This window comes from Pseudoalteromonas sp. D15MCD-2 (assembly GCF_038562745.1).
Taxonomy (GTDB): Bacteria; Pseudomonadota; Gammaproteobacteria; order Enterobacterales; family Alteromonadaceae; genus Pseudoalteromonas.
Genome location: NZ_JBCFQE010000001.1, coordinates 1,123,815 through 1,141,354 on the forward strand (window position 1 = coordinate 1,123,815; position 17,540 = coordinate 1,141,354).

Genomic DNA, 17,540 nt, shown 5'->3' on the forward strand with positions numbered 1-17,540 from the left:
AAGCCCTTGAAATTTATTGATGCTCAGTTAACTCTATGATGCAGGATACTGCATACAGCTTGCGTAATAGGTAAGAGTAGCAGGCCAGTCAGAGAAAATAGCCATCACACCCACTTGCTTAGCAAGGACGTCTACCACTTTCATCATTTGCCCATCTTGTTTAATTACACGGGCAATCGACTGGTAATAATAACCACCGCCATTATTTAATGGACCAGAGCGCTCTAAACTCCAAGTAATGATGTTCAGTCCAGCTTGTTTAGCTTTAATAGCATAAAGGGAAGGCACGATTGCACCTGACTCATCAAGGTTCAAAAGCATCCACATTGGCGGTGCGATAATGCGTACTCCATCGTTATATAGAGCCTGCATTGATGGCTGCCAAGTTGTTTCATCCATGGCATCAAAGTCTGCTTGCTCATCTCGGCCATCAAGATAAATACTGTTGTTTGCAAATTCAGGGTGATTGTTTAGCCAATACTTCACATCTTCAAGATTAAATGATTGAGGATAAACATCTTGGCTATTCACACCTAAAGCTCGGTACTCATCAAGCATTTTTTGCGCATAATCTTGCTGGCTAAAACCGTTAAATGGCATGCTAACTTCTGGGCTTTTTAGTTCGGGTGTCATTTTTACACCCAGTGATTTGAATAACTCAATGCTTTGCTGGTGGGTCATTACGGTGCCACTGTTTGCGTATAAATCAGTGCGCCAGCTTGGTGTGCCTTGCATATATTCTGCGACCGTTTTGGCATTTGCATTGGCACCATCCATTTTAGCTTTTAAGGTTAAAAACTCAGCTTGGGTGATATCGCTGGTGCAGCATTTAGCATGAGCTGGTTGGCCGTCTTTGGCCGGGGTTAAAGGTTGGCTGCATTTTGCAGCGAGCTCAGGAATCGCTAAAATGTTGGTAGTAGTGTGTAAATCACACTGTGAATGGCGGCACACGAGTTGTTTGTCTTTAGTAAAGGCGACGTCACATTCAAGTACGCCTGCGCCCATTCTTGCAGCGGCTAAATATGACTCTTTGCTGTGCTCAGGAAACTGCATGGGGGCACCGCGATGACCAATTACAAAATCAGTTTTGTAAAAAGGGCCATTGCCGCAGGCAGCAAGTTGCTGCTTTAAAGGCCCATCTGTCATCTTGTCGATTAAATAGTAAGGCCTTGCACCCACTTGCACTGCCTGATCCACAGGCAGATTCTTACAGCCTTGAATAACGAAAACTAAACAACATAAAACCAGTGCGCGCATAACAGCATCCCTCTAATCGAATAGAGTTTAGCCTATCATGACTCCGTGGCAGTTTTATTAAGTTTCTGATTTATAATAAGTGCTAATAAGATAATCGCTGCGCCGATAGCAAGCTTGATGATATCGGCATCACGATTCCAAATCACAATGTTAACGATGATCCCAGCTGGGATCAGTAGGTTATTCATTACGGCCAAGGCACCTACATTGACAATAGTCGCGCCCTTATTCCACGCGAAATAACCAAGCCCTGAAGCAATCGTGCCTAAGTAAATTAACACGCCCCATTGTGTCGTTGTGGTGGGTAGCTTACTGGTATCACCAAATAAGCCGTAACAAATCAGTGCGACAATTAAAGCGCCAATAAAGAACCAAGCAAACACCCGAGAGTGAGGGAGTTGCTCATCTTGCATTAAACGTTTGTAAGTTACTTGACCGGTAGCAAAGCAAATATTGGCAGCCTGAACCATTAACATACCAATAAGATAGTTTTCATCGACGCCTTCATAGCGAATAGCAACGGCACCTAAAATAGCTAGCATTGCAGCGAATAAAAACTTGGCATTAAAACGCTTTTCAAGCAAATCGTTTAACAAAGTGATGTAAAGTGGCGTCATTACCGTGAATAGCAGTACCTCGGGCACACTGAGGTACAAAAACGAATGGTAGTAAAAGCTGTACATCACGCCAAGTTGTACTGCGCCTATAGCCATGAGCTTTAGTGCTAAGGCTCTAGGGGTTTTACGCCAGTGCAAAAAGGGCAAAAACACGCAAGTTGCCAAGCCGATGCGCATTAACACACTAAACCATGCATCCACTTGGCCTGCTAAATAGACACCAATAAGACTAAACGAAAAGGCCCAAAGCAGAGTTACAGCAAATAAGTAGGTCATGTTTGATTAATTTGTAATTTTAAAAATTGCACTATAACAAAAAGCCCGCATTAATTGCGGGCTTTCATCATTTTGCGAATAATTTTAGATTATTCAACTAAACCACGACGCTTTAATAGTGCGTCTGTTGTTGGTTTTTGACCACGAAACTCAATGTAGCTTTGCATTAAGTCGCGGCTATTACCTTTAGATAAAATCTCTTTACGGAAATTATCACCGTTTTCACGTGTTAAACCACCTTCTTCGGTCATGTGTGCAAACGCATCTGCTGCGAATACTTCAGTCCAAAGGTAAGCGTAATAACCCGCTGAGTAACCACCGGCAAAGGTGTGGCTGAAGTAGCAAGACTTATAGCGTGGTGGTACTGGGTAGTAAGCAATACCGTGCTTGTCTAATGCATCATGTTCAAACTTTTGAACGTCTGTAATGTCAGCATCAACACCAAATGAGTGCCATTCCATATCAAGCAGTGCCGCAGCTAAATACTCAGTTGTATCAAAGCCTTGGTTGAATTTTTGTGACTCAAGTACTTTATTTAAAAGCGCTTGTGGAATTGGTTCACCTGTTTTGTAGTGCTTGGCATAGTTTGCAAGTACTGTTGGTTCAATATTCCAGTCTTCATGTGCTTGTGAAGGGAATTCAACGAAGTCACGAGCAGTTGCTGTACCCGCTAAGCTTGGGTATTTAACATCAGAGAATAAACCGTGTGCAGCGTGACCAAACTCATGGAACATAGTCGTTACTTCAGAGAAAGTCATAAGTGTAGGTTGACCTTCAGCTGGCTTAGGAATGTTCTGTGCGTTGTAGATCACAGGCATAGTGTCTTTAAGGCCGCTTTGGCTAACATAAGCACTCATCCATGCACCACCACGTTTACCTTCACGTGCGTAAGGGTCCATGTAGAATAGACCGATAGCGCTACCGTCTTCGTTAAATACTTCAAACACCATGACGTCTTCGTGATAAACCGGTAAGTCTTTACGCTCTTTAAAGGTAATGCCGTAAAGTTTATTCATCGCAAAGAATAAACCGTCGTGGATCACTGACTGCATTTCAAAGTAAGGCTTAACTAAAGCAGGGTCTAAGTCGTACTTCTCTTGGCGAACTTTCTCAGCGTAAAACGCCCAGTCCCAAGGTTGAAGCGCAAACGTTTCACCTGACTTTTTAATTACTTGTTGGATTTGCTCTGCTTCAGCTTCTGCTTTAGCAACTGCTTTCGGTGCTAAGTCATCAAGGATGCCGTAAACATTTTCAGTTGTTTGCGCCATACGATTAGTCATTACATACGAAGCCCAATCTTTATAACCAAGTAATGCCGCTTTTTCTGCACGTAGCTTAGTTTCTTTGATGATGATAGGGCTGTTTGTTGCTTGTGCACGCGTTGAAGAAGTTGTCCAAATCTTTTCACGAAGCTTACGGTTTTCAAGGCTTTGTAAGATAGGTTGGCGAGTCGTGTTCACCAATGTGATCATGTAACCTTCTTTACCTGCTTTTTTAGCAGCAGCTGCAAGGCTTGCAATTTCACCTTCAGATAAGCCAGCTAGCTCGCTTTTATCTTTAACTAAAATCACATCTTCTTTAAATGATTTTAAGATATTTTGTGAAAACTCAGTTGAAAGCTTGGCAAGCTCTGCGTTGATTTCACGCATTTTTGCTTTTTCAACTTCAGTTAGTTTTGCACCCGCGTTAACGAACTTTTTGTAGTAGTAATCAACAAGGCGTTGATCTTCAGCATTTAAAGATGCTTTGTTGTCGTAAATGCTTTGTACGCGAGCAAATAAAGCTTTGTTTAGGTAAATGTCATCAGTGTGAGCTGACATAATCGGCGCCATTTTCGCGGCGATACGTTGGTACTCACTGTCAGAGATTAAACCTGATAAGTTAAAAAATGCCGCAGATGTGCGGTCTAATAGCTCACCAGAGAACTCCATTGCAACAAGGGTATTTTCAAATGTTGCTGGTTCTGGGTTGTTTGCAATCTTTGCAATTTCAGCTTTTTGCTGTGCGATGCCTGCTTCAAACGCTGGCTCGTAGTCTTTGGTCGAAATTTTATCAAACTCAGGGGCCATGTATTGTAAAGGGCTTGGCTTGAAAAGAACGTTTTCAACATTAGCTGTTTGTGTTTCAGCGGCAGTTTCAACTTGAGTTTGAGTGTCGGCTTGTTGTGAACTACAAGCAGATAATAAAAGCACACTAGCAATCGTAGTTGCTACTAAGGTCTTACGCATGAGAGCTCCAAAAATGTGGATAAATCTTTTCTAACTTACCAAATTTTTGGCTAGAAACAATCAAGTTTGTCGTTTGATTGGGGAATTTGAACGCAAATAATGTGATTGAGAGGATAAATGTGTGTAAAAAGCCATCAATTGTGTATTAATGGCTCACTTAAGTAAAAAGTGGCACTAGCTGCCAGTTTAAATCTTGATGGTAATAAGTCACCATAGATTAGTTGTAACCCAACACAAACTTTTTCTCTGAGCCAAAGCTTTCTGGCATAGCGTTGCCAAACTCTTTGTTAATTAAATTCAGTGAGTGTTCTTGCTCAGCAAGTAAGTTTAAGATGCGGTTACGGTACTCCAAACTTGATTCAAATAAGTTTAGATCAACCAAGGGTTGTAAAGTGGCAAGTTTTTGTGTGAGTGTCATTTGTGACATTGTGTTCTCCTCGTGCTATTCAAAGCCTGTGAAACCTCAAGCTCTCTATGTATATAGCAGCTGTAGTCTAAAATAGTTAATAATTAGCGCATATTGCGCATAAAGAACTTAGTATTTACCAAGTTTTCACCTATTATGCCGTGCTAAACTTAGTCACAACTGAACCAAACTGATTTTTACTAGGAATGTTAATTTATGACCCTTGTTGATCTGCAATCTGCATTATCGTTTGTATTGTTCACCTACAATGATGTGCAAATTACTGTACTAAAAGTAATTCAAGTGCCTTTGGCGCTGTTTTTAATGTGGTTTGTGGTTACCTGGATTGGTCGATTAATTAAAAAAGCATTACTGGCAAAAAACCTAGGCCCTGACGCGGTTCACTTATTTACCCGTATTTACCTTGTTGTGACCATCGCAGTGCTTGTGTTTACCTCGCTAGAGGTACTCAATATTCCTCTAACGGCGTTTGCATTTGTTTCTGGTGCCATTGCGATTGGTGTTGGTTTTGGTGCACAAAACATTATCAATAACTTCATTAGTGGTTGGATTTTAATGTGGGAGCGACCAATTCGTATTGGTGATTTTTTAGAAGTGGGCACAGCTAAAGGAGTCGTTGAGACAATTAATACTCGCTCAACCCGTATCCGCCGTAACGATGGTGTGCATATGCTGGTACCAAATAGCCAGTTATTAGAAAACACAGTAACTAACTGGACCTTAATTGACCGTAATGCCCGTTCATTTGTGAATGTTGGCGTTGCTTATGGTTCAGACGTCGTGCTTGTAGAGAAGCTGATGAAGCAAATTCTTGATGATCACCCAGCCATTTTAAAAACACCTGCATCATCTGTGTTATTTGATGACTTTGCTGATAGCTCTTTAACTTTTAGCGCTATTTTCTGGGTGTGTGCTGAATCAGAAGCCCCGCTTCGCCAAGTGCGCAGTGAGCTGCGTTTTAGCATTTATAAAGTATTTGCTGAAAATAACATTACCATCGCATTCCCGCAGCGCGATATTCATATCGATGGTGAGATAGCTTTAACAAGGCGTAATTACCAAAAATAAAAAAAGCGGCTTAGCCGCTTTTTTTATGCTCGTTCATTGAGTTTTTTTAGCTTCATAGCAAGCAACACCATCATTATGCCAAATACGATGGCATAGGTTGCAACTAGCCAAAGTAGGGTGATTATGCCCGCGCCAGGGTTAAATATCAGATAACCACCAAAGATAATCGAAATAATACCGCTACCAATTAACAGCCATTCATTACTGATCTCTTTGCGTAGCTTACTCGCAATCAATATTTCAATCACTCCGATAGCAATGGCCCATGCGGCAATAAAGTACAGCATTAAGATAGCTGTTACGTTGGGAGCAAACAGGGTTACAAGTGCAGCAGCAATTGAAATTAAACCACCCACTAATAACATCCACCAAAGTGGGTTTTCATTTTTTGAAGCAATAGCTAACCAAGTTCTAATGGCACCATCGACAAAAAAGTAAGCGGCGAAAATAAACATCAGAATCGCTAATGAGGCTTCTGGGGCAAACCAACCACATAAGCCAAAAACGATGGCAATGGCACCGTGGATCATTAATGATGACCAATGGGGGATAAGTGAACTTGAGATTTGCATAATAGTATCCTTTGCTTAAGTCTCTATATAACTAACATTTCAGTGCTTGCTTGCAAAGATTTTTAATTATTTTTTGTACAGTTACACAAACCATGCTCTAATTTAATTAGCTGATTATTTCAGCGATTTAATGTTTATCGAACAAGGAATAGAGTGTGAGCCGTTGTAATACCAAGTTTTCATTACAATTTAGTAAGTTATTAGTGTGTTTTTTACTGTTGTTTAATGCGCCATTATGGGCAACAACCACACCAGAAGTGACCGTTAAATCCTTAATTGATAAAGACAACAAGGAAGAGCAAGCCGAACAAAAACCGGCCAAACAAGAATCTGAAACAAATACACCTGCTACAACGGAAAAAGTGCAGGAGCCTCTTGAAGATGACTTACCCTATGATGCTTTTGACCGAATTACGCCACGCAGCTCCATGCAGGGGTACTTAAAAGCGGCCCGGGACCGCGATTTTGAACGTGCAAGCCATTATCTTGATTATCGTAACTTACCCAAAGACGTTGAGGCATTAGGAAAAATCCAGCTTGCTGAAAGTTTATCTGTGGTACTTGATCGTACCTTATGGGTCGATGTTGATAACTTGAGCAATAAGCCTAAAGGAAAACAAAAAGAAAGCGTGCCTAGTTATCGTGATTTGGTTGGAGAAATCAGCACTTCACAAGGTAAGGTGCAAATTTTATTGCAAAGTGTACCGGATGATAAAACAGGTAATCGGATCTGGAAAATATCGAATGCCACCGTAAGTCAAATTCCTTTACTCACCAAAGAGTATGGCTATAACCGAGTCGGTGAGTGGCTTTACAATAACCTGCCAGACATAGAGTTTTTAGGGGTGATGCTTTGGCAGTGGATTTATTTTGCCTTCACATTTGTTCTGTTTTTAGCGGTCGCGATTATCATAACCCGCCTAATTACGTTTGTTCTCGCACACTTAAAAGTCGCTGTAGAAAAAGATGTTATTGGTTTTATTAATGGGCCAGTTAGCCTGTTACTTGCAGTATTTATGGCGCGTTCATTGAACGACCAATCTAATGTAACTATTGCTGTGATGGCGCTATTCCATGGCGCGACCGTGTTATTGATCGCTTGGGGCTGGATTTGCCTACGGGCAGTTGATCTTGCCAAACACAGATTAAGCCAGCGCTTTATTAGGCAAGATAAACCACAAGCGATTTTCTTATTGCGCCCTATAAGTAATGTAGCTAAAACCCTGATTGTCATTTCGTTGCTATTCATGTGGTTTGAAAACTTAGGCTTTAATGCCACTACCTTACTGGCAGGTTTAGGTATTGGTGGCCTTGCAATTGCCCTTGCAGCACAAAAAACCGTTGAGAATATCATTGCAGCAATCACCTTATATATTTCTGCACCAGTAAAAATAGGTAGCTTATGTAAGTTTGGCAGCCAGTTAGGCACGGTAGAAGAGATAGGGCTAAGAGCAACGCGAATTCGAACGCTTGATCGTTCAGTTATCTATGTAGCGAATGCAAAGTTTGTTGATATGCAGCTTGAGAATGTCTCGGAACGGGAGCGTATTTCTTATCGACCTAAATTGATGCTCAGTGCCAATACTAAGCAACAAAACCTAATGTCGTTTATGCAAGCCCTAAGAGAGCTTTTAGAGCAACATAAGCACATTGCCTTTGAGCCTTGCCGTGTTCGCTTTAAAGGCTTCACGCCTTGGGCTTTACAAGTGGATGTACTAAGCTACGTAGAGACCGTCGACTTTGCTTTTTATATGGAAGTAATCGAAGAGTTAAACTTAGCAATCTTAGGCTTATTAAATGAGCATGAATGTGAATTAGCTAACCCAGAATTCGCACGTGTGACTGATTAGTTGCTAAAAAAGGGGTAAATGAAAGCGGCTCTCATTTGTACATAATGTCTACACATTGTTGTAATTAGATGCACAGGACATATGTCCTCTTTGGTGAAAAATAATTGCATAAAATCTTCTAAATGTGGCGATGTTGCCGCTAATTGTTGTAAAAAAATTGTATATTTCTAATTTTTAATGCAGTAAAAGTGTCATAAAGTGTTATAATCGTCAGCGTTCGTTCAGCCTCTTTACTTCGTTTTGCACTCTCGAACTAGAGGTCCGCGCAGCTTATTACAAGGCGCGAAAAATTGGCCGAGCCCGTCAAATGAATTGACGCAACATCATCACCGTTGAATAAGAGTGCATAAAAAAGGTTAAAACCCGACATGAAAGCAATGAAAAGATCTACGTTAGCAACACTTATCAATGCAACGTTGTTCTCTGCCGTAGCAGGTACTTCATTTTCAACTCTTGCTGCCGACGAAGCGACAGCAGAAAAAAACAACCAACTAGAAGTTATTCAAATCACCGCTCGTAAACGTGTAGAAAACGCTCAGGAAGTACCTGTAGCTGTATCTGCATTACAAGGTGACAGCTTAGATGCTTACAGCTCAGCTGGTATGGATATTCGTTTTATGAATGCGAAGATCCCAAGCTTATCAATCGAATCTTCGTTTGGTCGTTCTTTCCCACGCTTTTATGTTCGTGGTCTAGGTAACACTGACTTTGACCTAAATGCTTCTCAACCAGTTTCTTTAGTTGTAGACGAAGTTGTTCAAGAGAACGCAATCTTAAAAGGTTTCCCTGTATTTGACGTAGCACGTGTAGAAGTTCTACGTGGCCCACAAGGTACTTTATTCGGTCGTAACACACCGGCTGGCCTTGTTAAATTTGATACAGTTAAACCATCACAAGAATTTGAAGGCTATGGCTCTGTATCTTACGGTAGCCGTGGCGCAGTTGATTTTGAAGGTGCTGTTGGCGGTGGCTTAACAGACCGTTTATCAACGCGTGTTTCTGTACTTTGGCAAGAAAAAGACGATTACATCGATAATCGTGCACCGGGTTTTGAACAAGATGACGTATTAGGTGGTTACACTGAAAAAGCGGCACGTGTTCAGTTCTTATATGAAGGTGACGATTTCACAGGTCTTTTCAACTACCACGTACGCGATATGGACGGTACGCCAATCGCATTCCGTGGTAACGCTATTAAAGCTGGCACAAACGATTTAGCTGATAACTATGAGCACGATGTGGTTTACCACGATGCTGCTTCTCGTGCGACACAGCAAGTTGAGTCTCAAGGCGCAAGCTTAAAGCTTGAGTGGGATATCAATGATTTAACTCTTACGTCAATCTCTGCATGGGAAAGCGCTGAAATCTATTCTCGCGCTGACATCGACGGTGGTTACGGTGCAAGCTACTTACCAGATATGGGCCCAGGTTTTATCCCGTTCTATTCTGAAAGCGCTGACGGTATTCCAGATCAAGACCAATACACGCAAGAACTTCGTTTATCTAGCAACTATGTTGGTGACGTTAACTTCCAAGTAGGTTTATTCTACTTTGATGAAGCGCTTACAATCGAAAACTTCAGCTACGACACTTATGGTTCAACACCAGGTGAGTTAAACGGCTATGTTATCCAGCAACAAGATACCAAAGCATGGGCGGTATTCGGTTCATTAGATTACACAATCACTGATGATCTAAAAATCACTGCGGGCCTTCGTTACTCAGATGACGAAAAAGAATTCTCAGCAGACCGTACTTTAAGCCCAATTGGTGGTAGTGCGTTATACCTTACAGAAAACCCAAGTGACGACCACGTTAGCTGGGATTTATCTGCTAACTACAAGATCAACGATGACGTAAACTGGTACGCGCGTGTTGCTAACAGCTTCCGTGCTCCAAGTATCCAAGGTCGTATCTTATTCGGTGACGAAGTAACCGTTGCTGAGTCTGAAACTGTGACGTCTTTTGAAACAGGTATCAAGTCAGATGTTCTTGACGGCCAAGGTCGGGTAAATGCAACTGTGTTCTACTACACAATGGATGACCAACAATTAACTGCTGTAGGTGGTGGTGCAAACTTCAACCGCTTAGTTAATGCTGATAAGACAACTGGTTACGGTTTTGAGTTAGACACTGAGTGGGTATTAACTGACAACCTAAACGCTACATTTAACTTAAGCTACAACAACACTGAGCTTGACGATAAAGACTTAGCCGTTGACGTATGTGCGCAGTGTACTGTAACAAACTCACTAAACAGCTCAGGTCAAGCTATCCTTGATGGTAACAGCTTACCGCACGCACCTGAGTGGATCTCTAACCTTACATTACGTTATAGCCGCGAAGTAGCTGATGGTGAATTCTTCACTTACGCTGACGTGTCTTACCGCAGCGAAATCAACTACTTCTTATACGAGTCAGTTGAGTTTGAAGGCAAGCCATTAACTGAAGTAGGTTTACGTGCAGGTTATGCTTGGGCTGAAGGCGACAACGAATATGAAGTATCAGCATTCGTTCGTAACATGTTCGACGAGCAGCAATCAATCGGTGCTATCGACTTTAATAACAACACAGCAATGGTGAACGAAGAGCGTTACATCGGTGCTGAGTTCAAAGTAAGCTTCTTCTAAGCTGAAATAATAAGTCCTATTAAAACCCGCTGTATAGCGGGTTTTTTCGTTTATAATCGCGTTGGTAACTGCTAAAGTGGCAGGATTAATTGAAGAGAAAGAGAATAACTATGGCTGGATTTTGGAACTACCGTGTAATTTTTTGTGAAGCAACAAAAGATGAAGCGGCACAATATCAAATTCATGAAGTTGAATATAACTTAAATGGTAAAGTGACTAACTGGTCAGAAACCGGTGCAGCACCATTTGGTAATACAGTCGAAGAACTTGAAGCAGATGCAGATCGTTTAAAAACAGCGTTTTCTAAGCCGGTTTTAAAAGTGGTAAGAAAGCAACGTGGCTACGAGCTGGTTGATGTAGAAACAGGCGAAGAAGCGTTTGCTGAGCCACCTGCGGGCCTAACTGAATAATCATATTTAAAGGTGCCTATGGCACCTTTTTACTTTGAAGGAATGAGGATGACTTTAAAAGCAGTATTGTTTGATATGGATGGCACCTTGGTTGACTCTGAAAGTGTGCATTTTAATATTTGGAATGACTTGTTAGCTCCTTTTGGCGTGCAGTATGATGAAGCTACGTTTTGTCAGCGCTTCTCAGGAAGACCAACACTTGAAGCCGCTAAAGAGGTTGTGACAAATTATGGGCTTACTATCAGCCCAGAACAGTTAACGGATGATAAGTACGCTGCATTTGGCCGTTTTGTTAGTACTAATTTACCTGCCTTTATGCCACATGCAAAAGCGGTGCTTGAGCAAGTCAAAGCCAGTGGTTTAAAAATGGCATTAGTAACAGGTAGTGCAAAAGATGAAGCCTATCCTATTTTAAAAGGCTATGGCATTTTCGATTGGTTTGACTGTGTGGTTACCAAAGATGATGTTAATAATCCTAAGCCTGCTGGTGACCCTTACCAACTAGCCCTAGATAAACTAGATATAAAGGCTAATGAAGCTGTAGCTGTCGAAGATACCTTTACCGGTGTTACCGCTGCGAGCAACGCAGGTGTTGCTGTGTATGCGGTGCCAAATCATTTCACGTTAGAGCATGATTTTAGTAAAGCCGCGGGTGTGTTTGCTGATTTGAACGAATTTTTCAAATGGCTACAAACTAAACTATAATTAGCTGACTGTTGCTAAGCTGCTTTTGTTAAGTAGTCAAAGCCAGAGCCAGTTAATACTCACAAATTTGCAAGGAAGCAATAATGGTTAAATTCACTCGTGCGCTTTTGTGCGCAATCACGTTATTTATAGGCTTTTCAGCCGAAGCGCAACAAGCTCCTTCAGTGCTTTTAGCAAACGTCTATCAAGCCGAAAAGGTAAATGTATCTGACTATTTAGTTAGTGAAAAATATGATGGCGTTCGGGCTATTTGGACAGGGAGTCAATTAGTAACCCGAAATGGTAACCCAATTTATGCCCCCAAGTGGTTCACAGATCCACTGCCAGGTGTTTGGCTTGATGGAGAGCTTTGGACTAAGCACCAAGATTTTGCCAATGTGAGCGGGATCGTTCGAAAAGTCACACCTGTAGAATCAGAATGGCAAACCGTCAATTACATGATATTTGATATGCCGGATGCGACAACGCCATTTAGTCAACGTTATGAAAACTACACAAGGTTAGTAAACCAGCTGCAAAGTGAGCATATTAAAGCCGTTGCGCAAATGCACTTTAATGATAACAAGCAACTTAGTTTGTTTATGGATGAACTAATCGCACAAGGAGCTGAGGGCGTCATGCTGCATCTAGCAGCTGCAAAGCATAGTGCAGGGCGAAGTGATGCATTGCTAAAGTTAAAGCCTTATTTTGACGCTGAAGCGGTTGTAATCGGTTATATCGCAGGAAAGGGTAAGTATAAAAATATGCTTGGTGCACTCAAGGTGCGCAGCAGTGATGGTACCGAGTTTAAAATTGGCTCGGGGTTTACCGATCAACAAAGATCATCGCCCCCAGCGATAGGTAGTACTATTACCTACAAATATCATGGCTTTACTAAGAATGGCCTACCACGTTTTGCAAGCTTTTTACATGAAACGCCATAGCGTCATTCAAAAACGGCTGCGACTATGGTAAATTTCGCGGCCTTTTTATTGATGTATAGGTGTTAGAATGTTTGCAGGCTTTGATTACGGTAGCTCAAATTGTGCAATCGGTGTAATGAATAACGAGCAACAAGTCTCTTTAGTGCCGCTTGAGCAGGGCAAGCAATATTTACCCTCAACACTTTATACTCATCACAGTGCATTAGTTGTCGATTTTGTGACAAAACACCTTACGGGTAGCCCATTTGAGCACAACTTTAAAACTGAGCGACAAGCGCTTTTAAATACCATTCCTCGTATTAAATCTGACCTCGATATTCAAGCTGGTGATGAGACCTTATTTATAGGTCGAGAAGCAATTAGTGAGTATGTGCAATTTCCTGAAGAAGGTTACTTTGTAAAATCGCCTAAGTCATTCTTTGGTGCAGTAGGCTTAAAGCAAGGGCAAATAAACTTCTTTGAAGACATTGCCACGGCGATGATTTTAAAAATTAAACAACGCGCCGAGCAATCATTGCAAGACACATTAACAGAAACGGTAATTGGACGACCGGTAAACTTTCAATCAGTCGGTGGTGAAGAGTCTAATCAACAAGCGCTCGGTATATTAGAGCGAGCAGCAAAACGCGCAGGCTTTAAAGAGGTGTCGTTTTTATATGAACCATTAGCGGCGGGCATTGATTATGAAACCTCATTGCAGCAAGACCAAAAAGTGTTGGTTGTCGATATTGGCGGGGGTACTAGCGATTGCTCATTTGTACAAATGGGGCCGAGCTTTCGTGATAAGCAATGCCGTGACAATGACTTTTTAGCTCACAGTGGTAAGCGTGTAGGTGGAAATGATTTAGATATTGCGCTGAGCTTTCATGGTTTAATGCCATTACTAGGTTTAGGCACTGAGTTTAAATCGGGTCTTCCACTGCCGAATCAACCGTTTTGGCAAGCCTGTAAAATCAATGATGTAAATCTGCAAAGCCAGTTTTATAGCGATGCCCATCATCGCGAGTTACTGACTCAACTTCGTGAAGTTAAAGAGCCTGCGCTTTTTAAACGCTTAATTCAATTGCAGCAAAATAAGCAAGGTCACCAATTAGTGCAGCAAGGTGAAGCGGCAAAAATTGCGCTCTCGTCAGCGAATGAATTTACTACAGATTTGCGCTTCTTAGATTCAGACTTAACGCAGTGCTTAACGCTAAAAGATCTAGCTTTAGCTGTTGATGACTCAATAAGCCAGATAGTGAGCTTAGCTAAACAAGCGATTCAAGAAGCTGGCACAATGCCTGATGTCATTTACTTAACGGGCGGTAGCGCGCAATCACCGCTGATAAAGGCCGCGTTAAAATCCCATTTAGGCGATATAAATATGCTGAACGGGGATCACTTTGGTAGTGTTACTGCAGGTTTAACTAAGTGGGCGCACAAGCTTTATAGCTAATAGCCCCCACTTTGATATATCGACTTATAGAACTAAAGAGTCACTTGGCGCGTTGCGAGGTATTTTTCGTAATCTGGCAACGTGCGGCACAGCTCAGTTTCCATCATAGGTGAGCTTAATAGCATATCGGCACTGACTTCATTACAGGCAACAGGAATATTCCAAACCGCAGCTAAACGCAGTAATGCTTTTACATCTGGGTCGTGTGGCTGCGATGCAAGTGGATCCCAGAAAAACACCAGCATGTGCACTTCATGTTCAGCAATTTTAGCACCAAGTTGTTGATCGCCACCCATAGGGCCGCTTAGCAGCTTAATTACTTCAAGCCCTGTTGTACGCTCGATTAAATGACCTGTTGTGCCCGTACCGTATAGCGTGTGCTTACTTAAAATGTCTTGGTGCTTTTCACACCACGCCTGTAGGGCTGCTTTTTTACCATCATGGGCTACGAGGGCAATATTCTTTTTGGCTGGTAAGGCTTGTTGTTTTTGTTCCATAAGTGCTCTTATATCAATAGGTTAATTGCTAGTGCAATAAACACCAGCCCCGTGATCCGATCAATCCAAATCTGGGTTTGTGGGTGCTCACGAAAATAACTGGCTATCTTATCGCCGAAATAAATATACGTGCAGTCGATTGGAAAAGCAAAAAGCGGGTAAAGTAAACCAAAAAAAGCGAGCTGAAAGGTCGTTGAAGATAAGCTCGGATCGACGAACTGCGGAATAAACGCAATAAAGAATAGAGCGACTTTTGGATTAAGTACCTCGGTCATCATTGCTTGAAACATCACATTTTGCTTTTTACTGGTACTTACATGGGGTTTTTCTTCGCACTCTGACTCAGGCTGTGTAAAGGTGTCTTTTAACGTCATTACGCCTAAATAGCACAGGTACGCCGCACCTAAATACTGAACTGTGGTATAGGCAACAGTCGACGCTTTTAAAATTGCCGTTAAACCTACCACCGCAAAAAAAGTATGCACCACACCACCTAAGGCAAAACCAAAGGCACTTTGCATCCCGGCTTTACGGCCATTGGCAAAGGTTTGTGCCATTAAAAATGCATTAGAAGGGCCGGGGGCCACGGCAATTAAAAAGCTGGCGCCTAAAAACGACAGTAGAAATTCTGGATTGATCATCGGCACAAAGATAAAAAGCTAGGTAGTTGATTTTAACAAGCTTCTAGAAAAAGAAAAAGCGGACAATCAATGCCCGCTGATTTGGGTTGGGGAAAGTATTAGAACGTCACAGTGCTGTTGTTTGAACAAACAGTTGTGCTTTGTGCTTCACATACTTGGTAAGTGTAAGTGCCACCACCTTTTGTTGTGATAGTGTCAGTATAGCTGTTAGTGTTTGCCACTGAGCCTACTTTGCTACCATTACGGTAAACATCTACAGTGCTTGTAGCAGCGCCACTCCAGCTTAAATCAATGTATTTAGTGCCTTTTGACTTATAACCTGAAGTAGAAAGACTAATATCATCACCACCTGGTGTTGTGCCACCGCCATTATCGCCACCACCTGAACAGCCATTGGCTGTTAGGTATGCATCTGCGTCAGCTGCTTTAACAATACCGTGACCGAAGTAAACATCGTGACCGGAAGCACCTTGATCTTCTGCCGTTGCTTTTAGTGCATCACGGATTTCTGTACCCGTACACTCAGGGTGATTTGACCATACTAGCGCTGCGATACCTGAAACAGCAGGCGTTGCCATTGATGTACCGCTCATGAAACCATAATCACTAGTACCAATTGCGATATCAATAGTTGTGCTTGAAAGAAGAGCTGAACGGTCTTCAAGTGCCGCACCGACAGCTGGAATTGTTGTATCGTTAGTATCGCCTAATGTAGCGTATAACATGCCAGCTTCGTTATTGATGATAACAGCCCCGATACCGCCTGAGTTTTCGCAGTTATTTACCTTGTCATAGAACGAGATATTGCCGCGGTCAATCATACAAATTTTCCCCGCTGCGCCAGCATCTACGCTTTCAGCAGTACCCATGTAATACGCCGTGCCTGATGCAGTACCCGCGTTTTCCATTGATGAAGTAGCAAAGCCTGCGCCATCAGCTGCTAAGCTAGCTGACGTTGCCATACCAGCAGGGTAAGTAGAAAGAGTATCAACACCACCTGCTGTTACTTCAACACAGATAGTTTCATCTGTAGTAGCGCGTTTACCGCGACCAGATGTACAGCTAGGGAATTGCGAGAAATCTGCAATTTGGTTGTCCGCATCATTTGCACCAACCATCATTACTGATGGATAGCCTGCAGGGTATGAACGTACGTTGTTACCATCGTTACCCGCTGCAGCAACAACTAAACCGCCAGCGCTTGTGAAATTAGCAAATGCGTTAGACTCGGTGCTATTTGAACCACCGCCACCAAGGCTCATGCTGATGATATTTGCACCTGCCTGAGAACATAAATCTGCTGCGTGTGCTAAGTCTGAAGAGTAACCCCAGCCTTCAGCGTTGAATACTTTTATGATGTGCATTGCCACACCGGGCGCCATACCAACCACACCAACATTGTTGTCTGCTGCGCCAATAGTACCTGCTACGTGGGTACCATGTGGGCCACCATTGTCGTACCAGTTGCCTGTGCCACTGTCATTATCACCTGTAATGTTACCCCATACGAAATCAGGGTTTGTAGCATCTAAACCTGAGTCAATCACACAGACTTTCATGCCAGCATTTGCATCGAAGGTAACTTGATCAGCTTGTGATTGGTAAACTGCGTATGGCGTTAATTGCTGCTGCATTGCATTACCAGCGTCATCGTTATAAAGCGCCATTGGTACACGCTTTTGGTCTTCTTCAATTAGTTTGATGTGAGGGTTGTTTAGTAAGCCTTTTACGCTTGCAAGGTCATGACCTGTAAATTGCGCTGCAATAAAGCCATTACCATCAACTTTAATATCACCACCAAGCTTTTTAGCGAGTGCTTTAACTACGCCTTTTTTATTGTTGTCTACTTGGATGATGTAACGGTCATTTGCTGCGTTTGCAGTTCCTGCTGCACATAGTCCACTGATGATCAGTGCTAATGCTAATTTATTCTTTTTCATAATTCGTATCCCAAACATGTTTTTGAGTTAACCAAATGTTAACGTGAGTAAACAATAGATTAAT

General features: G+C 42.2%; 15 protein-coding genes. 7 read left to right on the forward strand and 8 right to left on the reverse strand.

Going from position 1 to position 17,540, the window contains the following annotated elements; genetic code table 11:
• Positions 1–33: 33 nt before the first annotated feature.
• The 4 genes from AADY36_RS05040 to AADY36_RS05055 all read right to left on the reverse strand — a co-directional run bounded on the left by AADY36_RS05040 (position 34) and on the right by AADY36_RS05055 (position 4,805).
• Positions 34–1,257: a glycerophosphodiester phosphodiesterase family protein gene (locus AADY36_RS05040; protein WP_342408608.1), complete on the reverse strand. Its 1,224-nt coding sequence runs from the start codon at positions 1,255–1,257 to the stop codon at positions 34–36.
• Between the two features lie 35 nt (positions 1,258–1,292).
• Complete coding sequence (locus AADY36_RS05045) at positions 1,293–2,150, reverse strand: carboxylate/amino acid/amine transporter (RefSeq protein WP_342408609.1); 858 nt, start codon at positions 2,148–2,150, stop codon at positions 1,293–1,295.
• Positions 2,151–2,239: 89 nt separating this feature from the next.
• Positions 2,240–4,378, reverse strand: a complete 2,139-nt coding sequence (locus AADY36_RS05050) for a M3 family metallopeptidase (RefSeq protein WP_342408610.1) — start codon at positions 4,376–4,378, stop codon at positions 2,240–2,242.
• Between the two features lie 217 nt (positions 4,379–4,595).
• On the reverse strand, positions 4,596–4,805 hold the full coding sequence (locus AADY36_RS05055) for a hypothetical protein (protein WP_054561957.1): 210 nt from the start codon (positions 4,803–4,805) through the stop codon (positions 4,596–4,598).
• Between the two features lie 195 nt (positions 4,806–5,000).
• Between AADY36_RS05055 and AADY36_RS05060 the strand changes: the two genes are divergently transcribed.
• Positions 5,001–5,873 carry a mechanosensitive ion channel family protein gene (locus AADY36_RS05060; protein ID WP_342408611.1) on the forward strand — a complete coding sequence of 291 codons (873 nt, stop codon included), beginning with the start codon at positions 5,001–5,003 and terminating at the stop codon, positions 5,871–5,873.
• 23 nt (positions 5,874–5,896) lie between these two features.
• Here AADY36_RS05060 and AADY36_RS05065 read toward each other — a convergent pair whose 3' ends face one another.
• The gene (locus AADY36_RS05065; RefSeq protein WP_054561955.1) at positions 5,897–6,445 is read right to left on the reverse strand and encodes an HdeD family acid-resistance protein; all 549 of its coding nucleotides are present in this window, start codon (positions 6,443–6,445) and stop codon (positions 5,897–5,899) included.
• Positions 6,446–6,600: 155 nt separating this feature from the next.
• Here AADY36_RS05065 and AADY36_RS05070 point away from each other — a divergent pair, with 155 nt between their 5' ends.
• From AADY36_RS05070 to yegD, 6 genes are all read left to right on the forward strand, one after another.
• The gene (locus tag AADY36_RS05070) at positions 6,601–8,295 is read left to right on the forward strand and encodes a mechanosensitive ion channel family protein (RefSeq protein WP_342408612.1); all 1,695 of its coding nucleotides are present in this window, start codon (positions 6,601–6,603) and stop codon (positions 8,293–8,295) included.
• A gap of 368 nt (positions 8,296–8,663) precedes the next feature.
• Complete coding sequence (locus tag AADY36_RS05075; protein ID WP_342408613.1) at positions 8,664–10,925, forward strand: TonB-dependent receptor; 2,262 nt, start codon at positions 8,664–8,666, stop codon at positions 10,923–10,925.
• Between the two features lie 110 nt (positions 10,926–11,035).
• Positions 11,036–11,335, forward strand: coding sequence for a hypothetical protein (locus AADY36_RS05080; protein WP_054561952.1), 300 nt, complete (start codon positions 11,036–11,038; stop codon positions 11,333–11,335).
• Between the two features lie 48 nt (positions 11,336–11,383).
• Positions 11,384–12,040, forward strand: a complete 657-nt coding sequence (locus tag AADY36_RS05085) for an HAD family hydrolase (RefSeq protein ID WP_285220832.1) — start codon at positions 11,384–11,386, stop codon at positions 12,038–12,040.
• Positions 12,041–12,123: 83 nt separating this feature from the next.
• Entirely contained in the window at positions 12,124–12,963 is an 840-nt protein-coding gene (locus AADY36_RS05090) for a DNA ligase (RefSeq protein WP_054561950.1), read from the forward strand.
• Between the two features lie 67 nt (positions 12,964–13,030).
• A complete protein-coding gene (yegD, locus tag AADY36_RS05095) occupies positions 13,031–14,398 on the forward strand; it encodes a molecular chaperone (protein WP_342408614.1) in 1,368 nt (455 codons plus the stop codon).
• A gap of 32 nt (positions 14,399–14,430) precedes the next feature.
• Here yegD and AADY36_RS05100 read toward each other — a convergent pair whose 3' ends face one another.
• The 3 genes from AADY36_RS05100 to AADY36_RS05110 form a co-directional block, all read right to left on the reverse strand.
• Positions 14,431–14,895: a methylglyoxal synthase gene (locus AADY36_RS05100; protein ID WP_054551787.1), complete on the reverse strand. Its 465-nt coding sequence runs from the start codon at positions 14,893–14,895 to the stop codon at positions 14,431–14,433.
• A gap of 8 nt (positions 14,896–14,903) precedes the next feature.
• Entirely contained in the window at positions 14,904–15,536 is a 633-nt protein-coding gene (locus AADY36_RS05105; RefSeq protein WP_054561948.1) for a LysE family translocator, read from the reverse strand.
• Positions 15,537–15,634: 98 nt separating this feature from the next.
• Positions 15,635–17,476, reverse strand: coding sequence for a S8 family serine peptidase (locus tag AADY36_RS05110; RefSeq protein ID WP_342408615.1), 1,842 nt, complete (start codon positions 17,474–17,476; stop codon positions 15,635–15,637).
• Positions 17,477–17,540: the final 64 nt, after the last annotated feature.